Here is a 17,189-nt window from a genome sequence, read left to right as displayed (position 1 = left end):
GCTCGTCAGTAAAACGTTTCTTCACGTCCAATCTCCTTCGGGGTAGGGAATTGGACTCCAAACTGGCGTGCTACTCAAAATCGGGGGGACGTCGCGCCTGCCAGTTCGTCCTGGTCGAGGTCCCAATAGGTTCCTTGCGGATCGAGATACGGGCTCTTGGCCCTGTCCCTTGATACCTGCGGAGCCCCGGTGATGGCCCGCCCAATGTGCTGAAGAAGATTTCCCCTGTCCTGCGCTTGCACCGCCATGCTTGCTGCCAAGACGCACGCGCCTGTAGCCGCTGCCCACTGCTTCTTCATGCCCTGCTCCTTGCGCCAAGTTGCGACGAACTTACGTGTCACGTAGAGTCTACCCGTGGCGTAAGGCTTCCGTCATGCTCTTTCCATGCCTGCACTGCATCGGTTCAGCCTGTGAAGCCCGCCACTCCCGCCCCCCGGGACGTCGTGGCTGCGCGCCTGCGTCAAGCCCGCGAACAACGGGGCCTGAGTCAGCGCGAGGTAGGGATGCGAATGGGCCTGGACAAAGACACAGCGTCAGCGCGGATATCCAGATATGAATCCGGAGCCATGTCTATCAGCCTCGAGGCTTTGTTCGAGATGGCAGAAGCGCTGGAAGTGCCACCTGCTTTCTTGCTGGCTAGCACCCCTGGCATGGCCGACGCGATCTTGGCGTTGGGAGAGCAAAGCGATCGACAGCAGGACCAACTGGCGAAGGTCCTAGCGACACTGACGAATCTTCAACCCAAGGTTCGAGATCAGCTGATCGCAGAGTTGTTGGAAAGGAGGCAGGCGGCTCAACCCTCGACTTGAACGACCTTTGCTGCAACCGAAGACGCCGCCCTTACACATCAGCAGCAGGAGCCACGTGGCCTCGGGGTCGCCTGGGTAAGGTGAAGTAAGGAGCTCGCCGCACCTTTGAATACCTCAACGGTAGGGCGAAAATGAGGACACTTCGAACGGACGCAAACCGATGAATCCTGCTACCCCATCGTTGGCCCAAATCCATTGGCCTGACCATAGTGTCGTTGTCTACGCAGGCTTGGATCTTCACGCCTTCGCCATGTTCCAGAACGAGGTGGTGATTCGCTCCCTTGATGCCTTGGAGAGACGGATCGAGGAGATGGAGAAAAGCGACGACATCGTGGAGAGCACATTCGGATCCGATGCCTACGCAGATCTGCATCACAGCACAGTAGAGGGTTTCTTGCTTACTACGCAGTCCATGCATGAGCGGAGCCTTCGCAGCCTTATGATCGCTATGGCAAGACGCAAGAAGTGGACTGCTGATGACCAGAACAAAATCAAGGTAGCCGACTGGTCTAAGGGCAGTAGGGGAGTGCCCGCGTTGTTTCAAGGCCTGTTTGACACCCCAATTCAATCGTTTGGCGATCAAACGGATCTGCGTGTGCTGCGGCTGTTTGGCAACGTCTTGAGACATGGGGATGGCCCATCGGCCGAGGAACTTCACGAGATGTGCCCTTCGCTCTGGTCTCACTGGCTGCCTCCAGGAACTGTCTTGAAAGTCGCTGGAGGTCAACTTTGCGTCCGCAAAGACGCCTTGCCCCACCCTCCCTTTGAGAACATCACACTGCCACGAATCCTTCTAGACCAAATGATTTCGGCGGTAGTGGGCTTTTGGGAAGACATAGAGTTCGTCCGGTGTAACTCTTTCACGAACACGAATAGTCGGATTCAAGCATACCTTGCCGAGCTGATTCGGAAGCATGAAATCCGGTCCGCGAATCGCGTTTGGAACCCAGGATGAAGCCATGCCGCGGCAGCAGTAGCCTCTTAATTGCCTCCCCAGCCGGCTGAGTAGATGGCTCGGCGAGACCTTCGGAAAGCCGAGCGATTCTACCCGCAGGCCGCGTCCGCGGCTCGGCGGCGCGACCAAGGGTTTACCGCGGCCCAGTGGTGGGTCATGACGCCGCTGACCGTGATGGGGGCTTTCTGGGTCAGCTCGATGCTCAGTGGACTCCCTACGGTGCTGTTGGTGTTGTGGCTGCAGCTGACTACGTAGCTGCTATCCACTATTTGCAGTGACAAAAATATCAGGACTTCCAAGCCGCCAAGTCTGGGTGTTTGCCCTCGATCACCGCATTCCTCTAAACACTCAGGACCATGATCGCGCTGGACTTAACGACTCGGGGAGGCAGGCTAGTAAATACACCTTAATTATTCGAGCATACCGAGACCTGGCACCCAACCATCTGGAAAAATTGTGGCCTCATCAAAAACCAGCCCTTGGAGATCGGCGTTTTCTATTCTTTTACACAAGAATCTAGCTCCTCTCACGTCTGCCTTTTTAAAACTTGAAAAGGCTATATCGGCATCACTTAGATCGGAGTTACGCAAATCAGCACCATCCAAAACAGCACCCACCAAGGAAGAGTTCCTGAGATCACACCCTTCCATAACTGCATTCACAAGCAAAGCATTCATCAAGCGCGCACCGTTTAGAACAGCGCATCGCAAATTTGCCCCATCTAACAATGACCCTCTCAGATCAGCGCCGGAAAAATCCGACTCCTCAAGATTTTCTTGAGTGAAAACTGCTCTGTGAAAATTCCCACCTGTGAAGTCTGCCCTTGCAAGCACATTCACTGGAAGCTCTAAAACATTTCCATCTTGGCATTGAATACGTATCACCTGTTCCCCCAATCAGTCGGATCCACTTTCATCTCCTGCACCGGTCTCACTTGGTCAAGTTGGCCGGGAGATATCGTGCCAGGCTGCGTAGGCGGCTCTTGACCCATTACACGACCAGCAACGAAGCGGTGGTTACCGTCAACAATAACACCATCAGCAACCTTGATCGCAGGCGCAACGCTACCGCTAGCAAGGGAGTCGGCGTAGCGCTGAACAACGGGCATTGATATAGCTCGCTGGGTGGTCAACATATTAGATCCGGCTAATGCTTCTTGAACTTTCTCTGCTGTAACGACAACATTACGACCAGATCCCGCAGCTACTCCCAAGGATGTTCCGGCTACAGCTTCAGCGACTCCGGTCGCGATGGCATTGGTAGTTACAGGATTTGTGAGCGCCACCATGCCAAGCTCGAAACCGCCAAACGCTAGAGCGGGCGCAGCGACGACGCCCAGGGATATTCCTATTGCAGGCCCCAACCAGTCCTTATCACTACGTTGAGGAATCTTCATGTAAGTGCCACTTGCCCGTGAGATGTATTCAAAATCTCTCGACTGGCGTCCATCCGGGTCAGTGAACCGATACGGATTGTTGTTCGCATACCAGTAGCGGTTGAAGTTAGCCGCCAACACCGAGTCCGCGGCCACCGGATCCACGCTCAGGAACCGCCCCAGGTCCTGGTCGTAGTAGCGCTGCTGCATGTAGGTCAGACCGGTCGCGCCGTCCATGGCATGACCGGTGTAGCCGATGCCATCGACCGTCTTGCCGATAGGGCTGCCGTAGGGCTGGTAGTCGGTGCGCTCTACTACCTGCCCGGCCGTGTCAGTCACTGCAATCGGGCTGCCTAGCGCATCGGTATGCTGGAACTTGATGGCACCTGCACTGCGCGTGGCGAGCAAGCTCCCGTTGAGATAGACGTATTCGGTAGCGGCCTTCCCCGAGGCGTCTGTGTAGAACAGCTGCCCTGTATGGGTGTAAACCTGAGTCGTGAGGGTTGTTGACCGGCCAGCTAAGGTGCGGCGGCCGTATGCGTCGTAGGCGTAGTATTCCTTGCCGGTGACTTCTCGCAGACGGTTTCCGTAGTCAAAGGTGTAGACCTGGCCATTCTTGTTCTTCAGGTTTCCTTGCGGGTCGTAGCTCAGGCCAACGGTGGTGGCTCCTGCATTGTTCTGGACGTTGGTCAGACGGTTCTTGGTGTCATACCAGTAATTGTTCTCTCGAATACCTGGAAGCTTTGCGGTGAGGATGTTGTCCAGCACGTCGTAGGTGTAGCGGTTCCAGTTGTCGCCACCGAACCGCTCCGAGCCCGCCTCCATCAGGCGATCCAGTCCGTCATACCCCATGTAGCGGTTGTAGCCCGTGCCCCGCTGCTGATCGACAATGGCGCTGACATTTCCATTGGCGTCGTATTGATACTCGAACGAAGCGACGTTGTTGTCCCGCACCTGCTGGGGCATCTGACGCCCGTTGAGCACGAGCGAGTGACTCACACCATTGCCATAGGTGAACTGCCGCGCGGCTCCATTGGGGTAGTAGCCAATCCCCGTGGCGTAGTTGCTCCCCGCCTGGTCACGGACTGCAGTCGGCTGACCTAAGGCATTGGGTGCATAACTGATGACCAGCCCTGTCGGATACGTCTGATTCGCCAGCGCTCCGTTCGCGTCGTAGCCGTAGCCGATGGACCAGTTATACCAGCCGGTCTGGCCTGACGATTCGGACGTCATCATCCGGCGCTTGTTGTAGCTGTAGACGTTGACGAACGATGAGCCGCCCGAGTCGTTTAGGGTCGTCACCTGGGCAGGAAGCCCATCCGGCGTGTAGGACCAGTCCTGACTGCCATTCTTGTCGGGAAACCTAAGCGTCTTGACGCGATTGCGAGTGTCATAGGTGCGCACAACCTGGCGGCCACTGGCAGCAGCGGCATCCAAGTCACAACTGGTCGTGCTGGGGAGGTCAAGGCCGCTGGCGGACCAACTCAAATTGCCGGCGGCATCGTAGGCCATGACCGTAGACCCGCTCTCGGGCTCAATCACTTTGCACAGCTGCTGGTTCGCGTCATAAACGTAACTACGAGCAGCAAGGCCCACGCCATGCTCAACTGGTGGCGGCGCAACCACTTGCACTACTTGGTTGCTGGACTCGTTTCCAAAGTCACCAACGGAATCCCGCATCCGCCAGCGCAGGTTGTATCCCCCTGCACCGAGAGGTGCCCGGAGACTGAAGTTGAAGTCCACGCTGCCACCCGGTGGAACGTCTGAAACCAGGCCCACTTCGCCTGGAGACCACCCGCGCGTATCGCCAACCAACACTGCCCGATAGCCTTGGCCCTGACGCCAAGTAACGTTTCCAGTGTTCGTGAAGCGCACAGACCCGCTAACAGAACGTCCGGTCGAAAGCTGCGCGGGCATGTTCTGAGACACGAAGGCAGCATTACGCTGCATGGCAGGAATCGAGAGCGTTCCCGACCCATCAATGAGATTACTTGGCCCACCAATCGGCGAAATGCCGTGGATGTAGAACGGCTTGCCACCGTGGTTTCGGATTAGGTCTTCAGTGATCGGAATAGAAAAGCGGTAGTTGCTGCCTGACGCAGAGCACGCGCTTGCGATACCTGGCTCACTGGGAAGATTCGCACCTGCGCTGGCCACCGCTGCACCGCTACCAGCAGGACCACCCGCATACAGGTGAACGTCAATCGATCGGCGAAGCGCCGTGGAGCAAGCCCAACCGACAATGGCATTGTTTTGGATGCCATCGATGCGCCCCTTGACCACCGAAGCGGGCACAACCACCCCACCCGATCTAGAAATGGTGTCGTTAGCGGCACCCACTGGCGATATGCCGTGGATGTAGATCGACTTCCCGCCGTTCTGGACGATGAAGTTCTCGTCGATGGGGAACGAAAACCGATAGTTGCTGCCAGAAGCGCTACAGGCACTCGCAATACCAGACTCACTTGGCAACGTAGCAGCGGTGGCCCCAGCAAAGGTTCCGGACCCAGCGGAGCCACCCAGATACATATGCACATCGACCGAGCGGTTCAAATGCGTGGAACAGGCCCAGCCAGAGATTGAGCCGTAGGTGGCGCTGTCGATGTTGCCTTTGATCAGCGATGGGATGACCTGGACCATCTGAGAGCCAAAGCCACCGAACCACTCCTTGCCCTCCTGCACCATCTGCCAGACAAACTGATACTGCCCTGGCGTCGTAGGTGCCGTAACGTTAAAGTTGAAAGTGACAGTACTATCAATTGAAACTGCACCCGGAAGTTCAACCCTTGAAATTCCCCAAGGACTCACTGCAGCCGGACTACCGCCGTAACCAAGTTTGTGCCCAATACCCGAACCCCACTGCTGGTCGCCCACATTCTTGTAAGTTGCACTGGTCGCATAGGTTTGGCCAACCACCATCTGACCCGGCACGCTGTAGCCAACCCACCTCGCATCATTGAGCGGGACGTCAGGGCAAAGGTTACCTCGACCTGCAGGAGACCCATCGGGACACTGGCGAGCTGCGTGCGCAAGACTAGACAACGCTAGGAGTGCAAAGAAAGCGAGCCCACCTCTAAAGGTCCGAAGAGCTCTAAGCTTCCGAGTGGGCTCGAGAATGCCAACCTTCGTCCTTTGACCAATTGTGTCCAAGCACTGATTCATTGTGCGCCTCGTTCAATCTTGATCGCCTTGCCGAAAACATCGCGAGCAATGTTTGTCCTGCTGGACTCCGGTAGCAGCACCCAGACAGGTGCGTCATAGACCGGTTGGTCGAACACCTGGTAACCCGTGCGCGTCTGAGCACCACGCGGGTTGGTGACCAGGGTTTGAGCGCCAGGCAAATACTGCGTGATCGTGGTCAGGAGTCCCTGCTCACTGTCCTGGGATACGGCCGTGGGCCGACCCACTGCGTCGAACTCTGTCCAGACTCCAGTGCTCGCGGTCTCGTTGCTACTTGGATAGGAAGCAAAGACAGCCCGTCCTTCGTGGTCGTAGACAAAGCGCTTGACCCGAAGCGTTCCCGCAAGGTTTGCCGCATCGTATTCCCGCGTCAGCAACGGCTGCCACAGCGCATCAAAGTAGGTGATTTTTTGTGCGTTTCCAGTGGTTACAGTCTGGCGCCAATGGCCGGCACCAATGCCGTATTCATCGCTAGCTACTCGCTCGAATGCTTGTGCGGTTGAGTTCCAAGCAGTGCTGTCGCCGGGTGGGTAGTTCGTAGCGTTCAGCCGCCCCATCGTGTCGTAGCCATAAGTCGTCACGAATCCATTTTCGTCGTTGGTCTGACGGATCCACCCGTTGTCATCCACCGAGGCGGACTTGGCCGTGCCATCAGGATTTGCAACGGTCTGAGGGACGCCACGCTTCCAACCAGACAAGGTCGTTGCGTTTCCTAAGCCATCCTTGACTTGGGCCAGGGTCCCATCGGGATTGTAGGTGTAGCCTGCGACCAGCTTCCCGTTGCGCCACTCCGTTCGGGGCAATGCATTGCTGCCGTAATCGACCTGAGAGGTGGCGATGCCCGTGTTGATGTTGCGAGCAATGGCGGTTTGCCCGAGGACCCAAGCACCCCGTTCGTCGTAATACGTGGTCTCGTCGGTGCGGCTGTGCCAGGGACTGAAGCGTTCAATCCGCAACGGACGGGCGAACTCATCGAAACACGGCTGCCCATTGCAGTCCGCAATCCGCCAAACGAATTGGTCACCTTTATCTATCGTGATCACCTGACGCACGGGCCGCTGCCTAGCCGCCACCGTGTTATCGCCATAGTTTCCGCCCGGATACATAGTCCGTGCCGCATAAGGAGCCGCATCAAATGCAGCGTAATCGGTCATCCGCGTGCGCACGGCTGTAGAACCATTCCACCCGAAGTCCTGCTGGAGTAATAAGCCTTCGTTGGACCAATAGCGATTTCCAAATCGATAGCGCGTGCTCTGCCCCGCAGGATCCTTGACGGTGATGTCCCGAGTGATGGGCGAGCCGGCATTGCACTCAACGTATTTAGCAGGGTCGCTGGGGCTTGGGTTTGGGCTTGGCTGCCAGCAGTTGTTTGGTGTGCCGTAGTCATACATCCAGGTGAGGCCCTGCGCCGGCAACCCCGGGCCGGAGATGCGCCGACTTGTGACAGCCATAACGTAGAACTGGTAGGGGATATCAGAGTAGGCTTCTTCCCTTCTGCAAACTCTGGGCACCCACGACCGTCCCATCAGCATGGAGTTGACGGTGTAGTCGCTGCGAGCGCCGGTCGGAGCAGTAATACTGCCGACCCTAGTGCCACCTGACCAAGGGCGTATGTTGTCGCAACCCGGCGGCTGGCCGTAAGTTACGCGCGCACGAGACAATTCGAGCAAATTAAGTGTCCAACTGCTTCCGTCTGGCAAGGTCACCGTATCTACCGTCGCACCGTATCCATATGACCACGAGCGTCCACCGGTGGTTATCGAGGTAATAACGAAGCCATCTCCCCCGGCATAGGAAAGGTCTATGCGGCGTCCATCGCTAGCGACAATGCTCAACAGTTGCCAGGGTGCCCCTGGATTCCAGTTGTAAGTCACCGTGCTACCAAAGCGATCTGTCACCCGCGTGGGATAGATCAGAACTTCCCTGCGAACAAGTATGTAGTCATTGGCAACCATCGGAACGATGTTGCCAACGCTGGCAGTGCTCATTGCAGCACCTGCAGAAATGGACTGTGGGCCAGGGGAAGACTTTGCCAGCGCTGGATAGGAGCGCGTGACCATGTGATTGAATGCATACACGCTGCCTTGTGTATCAACCAACTCAAATCCTTCACCACGAACGCCCGATTCGCTGGCCCCGTCCAATGTAGCTAGACAACGGACAGCAGAGCCGTCCTTCAAAACAATGGGGTAACGGCGCCCGTCGTTTGGAAGAAGCGCTTGAGCAGAAGCTCGCAGTAGTTCCTGATCGCCGCTTCCCGGGCGATAGAGAAAGTTGCCGCGCCAGAACTCGGACGACTCAAAGATCCCACCTTGGTTTTGGGCAGCCGGGGGCACGCTGTAGCTGCTGCACCGGTTGTAAGCGGTGTCTCTGGTCCCGTTTATTGCCCAGCCGTCTGGCGCGGTGTTGCCGCCTGGAAAGGCGAAGACTCCGTGCATGTTGGGAATATCCAAGTCCCAGAGGTTGAAGTGCCCCCTGCTCGGACTACCCACCGCGAACCGACGCCCTACCCGGACTTGCAGAGCATTGTTCCCCTTTAAGTCGACGTCGGTCTGGGTGATTTCCATCGAGCCCGTATAGAGGTTGATATTGTCTCCGAAGAGCTTGTCACCTGGACTTGCGACCACAGCCCCGGACTGAATCAGCTTGCCGTAGTCGTCGTAGACGTTCTCGGCCGATCCTGCTGTGGGCAATATCCCTGCCAGCGCAGCCAGCCCCAGTCCAATCGCGCGCATCTTGCGCGAGGTCGTGCCCGATTCCATAGCATCTTCCAAGTTGATGACTGGCTAGGCCAGCACGAAGCTCATCGGTTCCACTGGCTCGCCGCATGCTCGGCATGGCAAGTCATAGCGCTTGCTCATGCAATGCACGTAGCCAGTCTTAAGTGGAAAAGTTCGAGAGCGCGCGAAGCGCGACCAGCAGGTCATTCCCCAATGCTCTCGCGTTGACGAAAATTGCGCAGTGCCAGTGGCTTGTCAACGCGCTGTCACGGCCCCGCATAGGCGCGTGCGCGTCTACAACACTGACAAGATATTGACGGCGCACGAGTTCGGGTTCGCACAACAGTGGATTAGAGGCCTTAACCTACACGGAAATCAGAAAATTCTGACAACGTCACCGGTGCTTTTCCGACAAGACGGACTGCCCGTCCGAAGCGGTGGCCGTCTTGGGTCGAAGCCCAATGCGCAGCACTAGAGCGGATGGATCGTCGCCGCATGTCGCCCTGGGCTGCTCGAGCTGGGTCACCCCTTCAGAAATTAAGGATTAACGCTAGAGCTCGTTTGTTAGATACAAGTAGGCATCTTGCTACAGTGCCTCGGCACCCAGTCAGGAGCTATTGGGCAAATGCGGGAAAATCTGCGCATGTCCCGCTCGACGCAATTCATCGATGTAGACCAGAAAACTGGCATCGATCACCCGTTGCGCCAACGGCACAAAGCGACGGCTGTTCTTAATTTTTGACGCTTTGCCCCCTTCCCGCCATGTCGCACGAAGAACCGTGGCACTCCATCGATCGTTTCGATGTACTCCACCCGAAGCTGCGCGATCTCATTCACGCGCGCCCCTGAGTAAAGCCCGAGCATCGGACCAAACAATCTGTGCGGATACTTTTTGGCCCGTGTCGGGAAGGCCGCAGGATCGAAGATGGCCTTCAACTGGTCATCGGTGAATGGCTCACCCGTGTCGTCTGCGTCAGGCGTCGAGATCGCACGGATACCGGCCAACGGATTGCTTACCAGAAGCCCTGCCGACACCAGCGACACCAAGAACACCGACAAGCGCTGTCGATGCTTGGCAACCGTCCAGGCGGCAGGCTCGGGAACTTGATTGGCTTGGGCAAGCGTCACTACATCCATGACGGCAAGGCCCTTGTGGGGCGCGCGCTTGGTCGCATTCGACGGCCACCACCTCACGACATCGAAGAATGCCCGCACATGGTCTGCCGCCAGCTCTGACACCGCCAGGTCTTGCCCCCACGGCGCCCGCGAACAAACGCAGCGAGTGGCGGCTTTCAAGCACTATCTTGCTGTGGAGCTTGGCACGCTCCAAGTCCCCCAAGTGATCAGCAATCACTTTGGACAAGAGAGGGCCAGACGCTCTGGTCTTTCCGGTGCGCCAGCCGCTTGGCTTGGCATGTGCGGTCTCTTCGTGAGGTCCGTTGAGCTGCAACAGCTCCGCGAACAATGCTACGCCTTCAGGGGTATCAATCTGGGCCTTGCCCAGCCGCGTGCCATTAGGCAACGTCACATCGGTCAATGTAAGTTCGCGCAGTCCTTGTTCTCGAATGCGGCGCAGCACTTCGTCCAGATCCATCGGCTTCCCCTGCCTCAATGCTTGGAACGCGTTCGATAGTGCCATCCCCATGTAGGCAGACACCAGACGCGCAGCGTCGCCGGGGCGAAGATTGAGAGGACGAACAAGAAAACGCGAGCCGACTTGCCCCCGCAAATCCACAGGAACCAAGAAGCGCACATAGAGGCCTGAAGGCCGATGCAGCAAGAGGGGTTTTGGCAAAACGATACCTCAAACGATACCTTGGGAGGTCGTTCGAGGCGGTCTTCAGTCAGGCAAAATAATCAACGCAATCAACAACTTAGCACTGAAATTCGCAAGACTGGAGCGGGCGATGGGAATCGAACCCACGTCAGTAGCTTGGGAAGCTACAGCTCTACCATTGAGCTACGCCCGCGCGGCGTTGCGAGAGTTTAGGCGGGTGCGGGGGCCGGGCGCAATGCGCAGACGTGACGAGGGCCGGTTGCCCGGCCCTCGTTTGCAACACGCGTGGTGCGTAAATCAGAAGTTGCCGCTGAAATTCACGAACAAGGTGGCGTCGCGGGCGCTGCGCTGGGCTGTGGTGGTGCTCAGGCCGACGTTGCTTTGCAAGCCCCACAGGCCGGTACGAGCACCCAGCACGACGGTGGCGTAGTTGCGATCGAAGTTCTGGCCCGGCACGGTGTACATGCCCACCTCCGGCATCGACTGCAGCCAGGCGCTGGCTTCGCCGCCATCCTTGAACTCGTGGTCGTAGGTCGCCTGCAGGTACGGCTTGACCGCCGCGCCATCCAGGCGCACCTGGAAGCCGATACGGCCGACCAGCGAGTCCACGTCCTGGTCGGCATAGCCCAGTGCGGTGGAGCTTTCGTTGCTTTCGGTATAGCCGTCGAGCTTGAGCTTCTGCCAGGTCAGGCCGACCACCGGGCCGTACTTGACGTTGCCTTCGCCCAGCGAGTAGCCGGCGTTGAGCGCAGCGGTGAGGTTGCTGCCGTCCGGCGAGCCGCTGTGCACGCGGGTGGCGGGCCCAAGCTGCACTTCGCGGTCGACGTCGTAGCTCAGCCAGCTGTAGCTGACCTGCGCGTTGACCCACACCGGGCCGGTGTACCAGCCGAAGAAGCCGCCCAGGGTGGTGTCGTCCTGCTTGAAGCTGCCGTTGCGGTTACCGAAGTCGGCGTCCATGCGGCCGAAGCCGGCAAAGCCGCCGAACACCAGGTCACCGGCGCTCCAATCCACGCCGAACAGACCGGCCGGGGCCATGCCGTCGTACAGATCGGCGTGGTCGTAACGCTGCATGTCGCCCCGCACGCTGCCCCACCAACGCAGGCCGTCGGCATCCGGCTTGCCGTCCAGATGCCAGGCCACCTGGTCGGCGCGCGCGCGGCCACCGGCCTGCGCCGAGTGGGTCAGCACCTGCTGCAGACGCGGCGCTTCCAGCAGCGAGATCGCGTACTGGCCCAGGATCTGATGGACCGCGGTGGTCGGGTGGATGCCGTCGGCGAACACGTAGGTATTCTGCGCGTTGGCCGCAACCAGGCTGGTCGGGTTACAGGCCGGCAGCTGCACGGCCGGGTTGCAGGCGGTGCCGGTGACGTTGCTGAAGCCGTAGGTGCCCGGATCGGCGACGATTTCCTGCAGCATGTGGAAGGTATCGACCGGGATCACACGCAGGCCGGCCGACTGCAGGCCGTTGAACAGCGCGGTATTGTACGCGGTCGCAGCGCCCGTGCCCTGGGCCATTGCGGCCGCGCCACCGGCACGGAAGCGCGGGGTGATGCCCACGTCCGGAATGGTCGGCACCATGACGTAACGCGCGCCGGCAGCCTGCAGCGCACCGACCGCGCCGACCTGGGCGGTCACGGCATTACCGATGATGGTCTGCGCCTGGGCCGGCACTGCGGCAGCGGCCAGCAGATCGTTGGCACCGCCCCACACGGTGTACAGCGCATTCGGATTGGCCCGACCGCCGTTGGCGCTCAGGTAGGCATTGATCTGGCTGGTCACCGAAGGCGCTGCGCCCAGCGCGCTGACCGAGCTTGCCTGGATGCGGGCGCCGCCGGCAGCGTAGTTGTCGCCGGTCTGGCCATTGCCGTTGGGCGCGGCATTGGTGCCGTAATGGTCGGCCACATATTCGGCCCAGACCCAACCCGGGTTGGTGGTGAACTTGCCGGTGACTGCGCGCGAGGCGGCCGGCAGCAGCGGGTTGTAGTAGCCGCTGTCGGTGAGGCTGTCACCGAAGAACACGGTCTGGTCGAAGGCAGACGCGGCCATGGCCGGGGTGGCCGCGATGGCGATGGCAACGGCCATCAGGGAACGGATCGGACGACGAATTGAAGCCATGGAAGTGCCTGCTCAAGGTAGTGTGGAACTGGACCGGCCGCGCATACGTACGCCGGCGAATGGCCTATGGTTTCACCCTCGCCGCCCGCGCTCACGCTGCATTGCCGCATAACGCAAAAACGCGCGCTCTGAAGGCACGCGATGCCACAATGATGACATGAACATTCAACTCAACGGCAGCCCGCGCGATGTTCCCGACGACTTGCTGCTGGCAACCCTGCTGGAGCAGGAAGGTCTTGCACAGCGGCGCGTGGCGGTGGAGGTCAATGGCGAAATCGTATCGCGCGGACGGCATGCCACGCATCGGCTGGGTGCCGGCGATGTGGTGGAGATCGTGCACGCACTGGGTGGCGGTTGATGCCGGCGCAGACCGGCGCATCCGCGCCCGATCGGTGATAATTGCCCGATGAACACTCCCATCCCCTCTGATGCGCTGGTCATCGCCGGCAAGTCCTACCGTTCGCGCCTGCTGACCGGTACCGGCAAGTTCAAGGATCTGGACGAAACCCGCCTGGCCACCGAAGCGGCCGCTGCGCAGATCGTCACCGTGGCGATCCGCCGGGTGAATATCGGCCAGGACCCAAACGCACCCAGCCTGCTCGACGTGCTGCCGCCGGATCGCTACACGCTGCTGCCCAACACCGCCGGCTGCTACACCGCCGACGATGCGGTGCGCACCTGCCGGCTGGCGCGCGAGCTGCTGGACGGCCACAACCTCACCAAGCTGGAAGTGCTCGGCGACGCGCGCACGCTGTACCCGGACGTGGTGCAGACGCTCAAGGCCGCCGAGCAACTGGTGGCCGACGGCTTCGACGTCATGGTCTATACCTCCGACGATCCGATACTGGCCAAGCGCCTGGAAGAGATCGGCTGTGTGGCGGTGATGCCGCTGGCTGCGCCGATCGGCTCGGGGCTGGGCATCCAGAACAAGTACAACCTGCTGGAAATCATCGAAAACGCCAAGGTGCCGATCATCGTCGATGCCGGCGTAGGCACCGCTTCGGATGCAGCGATCGCAATGGAGCTGGGCTGCGATGGCGTATTGATGAACACCGCCATTGCCGGCGCACGCGATCCGATCCTGATGGCGAGCGCGATGCGCAAGGCGATCGAGGCGGGGCGCGAAGCATTCCTGGCCGGGCGGATTCCACGCAAGCGCTATGCATCCGCCTCCAGCCCGGTGGATGGTGTGATCGGATGAGCGGGCGTGCTGCGTTGACATTGCAGTCGATGCGCAATGCTGGGCCGTATGCCGTGCCGGATCCTGCCGTCGATCGATTGCGTGTGGCGGCAGACACTGCCTCACCCCAACCCCCGCTCCGCGCCCCGGCCCGCGCCGGCGTCGCGGGCGCTCCCAGGCACGCGCGCCCACGGCGCGCAAGCTGCGCCTCCTCGCCCCGACGGGAGAGTGGCTTTGTTTTCTGACGTGACTTAATTGATGACTGACCCCTTCACCAGCGACGGCGCCAAGATGCCGCCCAAGCCCTTCACCATCGAAGAGGGCCGCCGGCAGGTGCGTAGCTTCGTGCTGCGCCAGGGGCGCTTCACGCCAGCGCAGCAACGTGCATTCGATGAGTTGTGGCCGCGCTTCGGCCTGGACTACACCGGAGCGCCGCGCGATCTCGATGCGGCGTTCGGGCGCACTGCGCCCAAGGTGCTGGAAATTGGCTTCGGCAATGGCGCAGCGTTGCGCTTTGCCGCGCAGCACGACCCCAGCCGCGACTACATCGGCATCGAGGTGCATGCGCCCGGCGTCGGCCGCCTGCTCAACGCCTTGGACGAGGACGGCAGCACGCATGTGCGCCTCTATCACCATGATGCGGTGGAAGTACTCGAGCACGAGATCGCCGATGGCGCGCTGGACGAAGTGCGCATCTATTTCCCCGATCCGTGGCACAAGAAGCGCCACAACAAGCGCCGCCTGATCCAGCCGGCGTTCGCGCAGCTGGTGGTGCGCAAGCTGCGCGATGGCGGCCGCCTGCACGCGGCCACCGACTGGGCCGATTACGCCGAACAGATGTGGGATGTGCTCGACACCACCGCAGGCCTGGTCAATCGCGCCGGCCCGCGCGGCCACGTCGAACGCCCCGCCTGGCGCCCGCAGACCCACTTCGAAACGCGCGGCCAGAAGCTCGGCCACGGCGTGTGGGATCTGGTTTATGACCGGGATTCGGGAGTAGGGATTGGGGATTCGTAACAGCGCCTTCCCGCACACTCGACGCCGCAGCAGCTCAACGAATCCCCACTCCCGAATCACGAATCCCGGCCCCCAATGGACACCGCGCTGACACTGACCACCGATATGAAGCTCGTCCTCGGGCTGGTCGGTTTCACGATGGCGATGTTCCTGTTCGAGCGCATCCGCGCCGACGTGGTGGCGTTGATCGTGCTGGTGGTGCTCGGCGTGACCGGCCTGGTAGCGCCGGAAGAACTGTTCGGTGGTTTTTCCGGTAATGCGGTGATGAGCATCATCGCCACCACCATTCTGGGGGCGGGGCTGGAGCGCACCGGCGCGTTGAACCGTTTGGCGACCTGGTTGCTGCGGCGTTCGCATGGCAGCGAACAACGCTTGATGATGATGACGCTGGCCATCTCCGGTTTGAATTCCTCGTTCATGCAGAACCCGTCGGTGATGGCCTTGTATCTGCCGGTCGCCTCGCGCCTTGCAGCGCGCACCGGCCTGACCTTGCAGCGCATGTTGCTGCCGATCGCGGCGGCCATCGTGATGGGCGGCGCGCTCACCATGGTGGGCAATTCGCCGTTGATCCTGCTCAACGATCTGCTGGTGTCGGCCAACAACAACCTGCCCTCGGGCATGGCCAGCATCGAGCCGTTGACGATGTTCGCGCCGCTGCCGATCGGCGTGGCGTTGCTGATCGCCGCATTGCTGTACTTCCGCTTCTACGGCGATCGCAAGCTGATCGAAGAGGAAAACCTGATCAACGAAGGCGTCACGCCCTCGCGCACCGAAAGCTATTTCGCCAAGACCTATGGCATCGATGGCGATGTGTTCGAACTCATCGTCAGCGCCGAAAGCCCATTGGTCGGCATGACCCTGGGAGAAGCCGAAGCGATTCACGATGCGCCCCTGTTGCTGGCCCTCAAGACCGGCAACGACACCCGGCTGGCGCCGCCGGCGGACATGCGTATCTGGGTCGGTAGCGTGCTCGGTGCGATGGGCAAGCGTCAGGAAGTGACCGATTTCGCGCAGAACCATTTCCTGCGCATGTCTTCGCGGCTGCGCAATCTGGGCGACCTGTTCAATCCCAGCCTGGCCGGCATTTCAGAGGCAGTGGTTCCGCCGAACTCGCGCCTGATCGGCAAGAGCGCGGGCGAACTGCGCCTGCGCAAGCAGAGCGGCATCAGCCTGCTGGCGATCAACCGCGACAAGCAGGTCATCCGCGAGGACGTGCGCAACGTGCCGTTGCGGGCTGGCGACATGCTGGTCTTCCACAGTATCTGGCAAGACCTGGCACAGGCGGCGGAAAGCCGCGACTTCGTGCCGGTCACCGACTTCCCCAAGGGCGAGCAGCGCCCGCACAAGTTCAAGATCGCGATGGCGATCTTCGCTTTCACCATCCTGATCGCACTGACCTCGCGGCTGCCGGTGGCGCTGACGCTGATGACCGGGGTGGCCTGCATGCTGGTCAGCGGCGTGCTGCGCATGGACGAGGCCTATGCGTCGATCAACTGGAAGACCATCTTCATGATGGCCGGGCTGATTCCGCTGGGCTGGGCGATGGACAGCAGCGGCACCGCCGCCTGGGTCGCCGGCCACACCATCGACCGCCTGCCCGATGGCATCCCGGTATGGGCGCTGGAAATCAGCCTTGCCTTGCTGACCACCGCGTTTTCGCTGGTGATCAGCCACGTGGGCGCGACCATCGTGATGGTGCCGATCGCGGTCAATCTGGCGCTGGCGGCCAACGGCAATCCCACCGCATTCGCGCTGATCGTGGCGTTGTCGGCATCCAACAATCTGATGACCGCCTCCAACCCGGTGATCTCGATGGTGGCCGGCCCGGCCAACTATCAGCCGCGCGAGCTGTGGCGCGTTGGCGCACCGCTGTCGCTGATCTACATCGTGGTGATGGTGTCGATGATCAATCTGATGTTCTGGTGGGCGGCGCGCTGAGTCGGCGCCTTGGTCAGCTGCACGGAGATGCGTGGACCGATACGCATGGCTGCGACACCTTCATTGGCAGTGGCACACGCCCACCCTCCTCTCTCGTCAAGGCGCGGCCTGGCGATGGCTTGC

General features: G+C 60.3%; 11 protein-coding genes, 1 tRNA gene and 2 pseudogenes. 7 read left to right on the top strand and 7 right to left on the bottom strand.

Annotated features, from left to right (window positions below; all coding sequences use genetic code 11):
- Nucleotides 1–74 precede the first annotated feature (74 nt).
- Nucleotides 75–299, bottom strand: coding sequence for a hypothetical protein (locus tag GGR61_RS04190; RefSeq protein WP_260286876.1), 225 nt, complete (start codon nt 297–299; stop codon nt 75–77).
- Here GGR61_RS04190 and GGR61_RS21040 point away from each other — a divergent pair.
- From GGR61_RS21040 to GGR61_RS21035, 3 genes and pseudogenes are all read left to right on the top strand, one after another.
- A complete protein-coding gene (locus GGR61_RS21040; RefSeq protein WP_326520611.1) occupies nt 207–809 on the top strand; it encodes a helix-turn-helix transcriptional regulator in 603 nt (200 codons plus the stop codon). The genes GGR61_RS04190 and GGR61_RS21040 overlap by 93 nt on opposite strands.
- Before the next feature lie 160 nt (nt 810–969).
- The gene (locus GGR61_RS04180) at nt 970–1,764 is read left to right on the top strand and encodes a hypothetical protein (RefSeq protein WP_184620514.1); all 795 of its coding nucleotides are present in this window, start codon (nt 970–972) and stop codon (nt 1,762–1,764) included.
- Between the two features lie 54 nt (nt 1,765–1,818).
- Nucleotides 1,819–2,019 (top strand): annotated as a pseudogene (locus tag GGR61_RS21035) (hypothetical protein); the annotation flags it as partial.
- A gap of 155 nt (nt 2,020–2,174) precedes the next feature.
- Here the strand turns inward: GGR61_RS21035 and GGR61_RS04175 are convergent.
- The 6 genes and pseudogenes from GGR61_RS04175 to GGR61_RS04150 all read right to left on the bottom strand — a co-directional run bounded on the left by GGR61_RS04175 (nt 2,175) and on the right by GGR61_RS04150 (nt 12,898).
- Nucleotides 2,175–2,603 carry a pentapeptide repeat-containing protein gene (locus GGR61_RS04175; protein WP_326520610.1) on the bottom strand — a complete coding sequence of 143 codons (429 nt, stop codon included), beginning with the start codon at nt 2,601–2,603 and terminating at the stop codon, nt 2,175–2,177.
- A gap of 41 nt (nt 2,604–2,644) precedes the next feature.
- Nucleotides 2,645–6,058, bottom strand: coding sequence for an RHS repeat-associated core domain-containing protein (locus GGR61_RS21030; protein ID WP_184620513.1), 3,414 nt, complete (start codon nt 6,056–6,058; stop codon nt 2,645–2,647).
- 239 nt (nt 6,059–6,297) lie between these two features.
- Nucleotides 6,298–9,093, bottom strand: a complete 2,796-nt coding sequence (locus tag GGR61_RS04165) for an RHS repeat domain-containing protein (protein ID WP_184620512.1) — start codon at nt 9,091–9,093, stop codon at nt 6,298–6,300.
- Between the two features lie 556 nt (nt 9,094–9,649).
- Nucleotides 9,650–10,887 (bottom strand): annotated as a pseudogene (locus GGR61_RS04160) (integrase); the annotation flags it as partial.
- A 48-nt stretch (nt 10,888–10,935) separates the two neighbouring features.
- Nucleotides 10,936–11,009: transfer RNA gene (locus GGR61_RS04155), tRNA-Gly, on the bottom strand.
- A gap of 104 nt (nt 11,010–11,113) precedes the next feature.
- Nucleotides 11,114–12,898, bottom strand: a complete 1,785-nt coding sequence (locus tag GGR61_RS04150; RefSeq protein WP_184620558.1) for an autotransporter domain-containing protein — start codon at nt 12,896–12,898, stop codon at nt 11,114–11,116.
- 190 nt (nt 12,899–13,088) lie between these two features.
- Here GGR61_RS04150 and thiS point away from each other — a divergent pair, with 190 nt between their 5' ends.
- The 4 genes from thiS (at nt 13,089) to GGR61_RS04130 (ending at nt 17,066) form a co-directional block, all read left to right on the top strand.
- Complete coding sequence (gene thiS / locus GGR61_RS04145) at nt 13,089–13,289, top strand: sulfur carrier protein ThiS (RefSeq protein ID WP_184407480.1); 201 nt, start codon at nt 13,089–13,091, stop codon at nt 13,287–13,289.
- 48 nt (nt 13,290–13,337) lie between these two features.
- Nucleotides 13,338–14,132: a thiazole synthase gene (locus GGR61_RS04140; protein ID WP_184407481.1), complete on the top strand. Its 795-nt coding sequence runs from the start codon at nt 13,338–13,340 to the stop codon at nt 14,130–14,132.
- Between the two features lie 237 nt (nt 14,133–14,369).
- Nucleotides 14,370–15,128 carry a tRNA (guanosine(46)-N7)-methyltransferase TrmB gene (trmB, locus tag GGR61_RS04135; RefSeq protein ID WP_184620511.1) on the top strand — a complete coding sequence of 253 codons (759 nt, stop codon included), beginning with the start codon at nt 14,370–14,372 and terminating at the stop codon, nt 15,126–15,128.
- A 75-nt stretch (nt 15,129–15,203) separates the two neighbouring features.
- Nucleotides 15,204–17,066 (top strand): SLC13 family permease, encoded by a 1,863-nt coding sequence (locus GGR61_RS04130; RefSeq protein ID WP_184407483.1) that lies wholly within the window; start codon nt 15,204–15,206, stop codon nt 17,064–17,066.
- The last annotated feature ends 123 nt before the right edge of the window (nt 17,067–17,189 follow it).

The sequence above is a fragment of the Xanthomonas sp. 3058 genome (assembly GCF_014199765.1).
Taxonomy (GTDB): Bacteria; Pseudomonadota; Gammaproteobacteria; order Xanthomonadales; family Xanthomonadaceae; genus Xanthomonas; species Xanthomonas campestris_B.
Note: the sequence above shows the minus strand (reverse complement) of the source record. Positions and strands in the feature narration are given on the sequence as shown.

Excerpts from the sequence above, each read along its gene's own strand:
- GGR61_RS04140 (WP_184407481.1), top strand. The coding sequence starts at position 13,338 with ATGAACACTCCCATCCCCTCTGATGCGCTGGTCATCGCCGGCAAGTCC.
- thiS (WP_184407480.1), top strand. The coding sequence starts at position 13,089 with ATGAACATTCAACTCAACGGCAGCCCGCGCGATGTTCCCGACGACTTG.
- GGR61_RS04150 (WP_184620558.1), bottom strand. The coding sequence starts at position 12,898 with ATGGCCGTTGCCATCGCCATCGCGGCCACCCCGGCCATGGCCGCGTCT.
- GGR61_RS04180 (WP_184620514.1), top strand. The coding sequence starts at position 970 with ATGAATCCTGCTACCCCATCGTTGGCCCAAATCCATTGGCCTGACCAT.
- GGR61_RS04130 (WP_184407483.1), top strand. The coding sequence starts at position 15,204 with ATGGACACCGCGCTGACACTGACCACCGATATGAAGCTCGTCCTCGGG.
- GGR61_RS21030 (WP_184620513.1), bottom strand. The coding sequence starts at position 6,058 with ATGGTGGTTGGCCAAACCTATGCGACCAGTGCAACTTACAAGAATGTG.
- trmB (WP_184620511.1), top strand. The coding sequence starts at position 14,370 with ATGACTGACCCCTTCACCAGCGACGGCGCCAAGATGCCGCCCAAGCCC.
- GGR61_RS04190 (WP_260286876.1), bottom strand. The coding sequence starts at position 299 with ATGAAGAAGCAGTGGGCAGCGGCTACAGGCGCGTGCGTCTTGGCAGCA.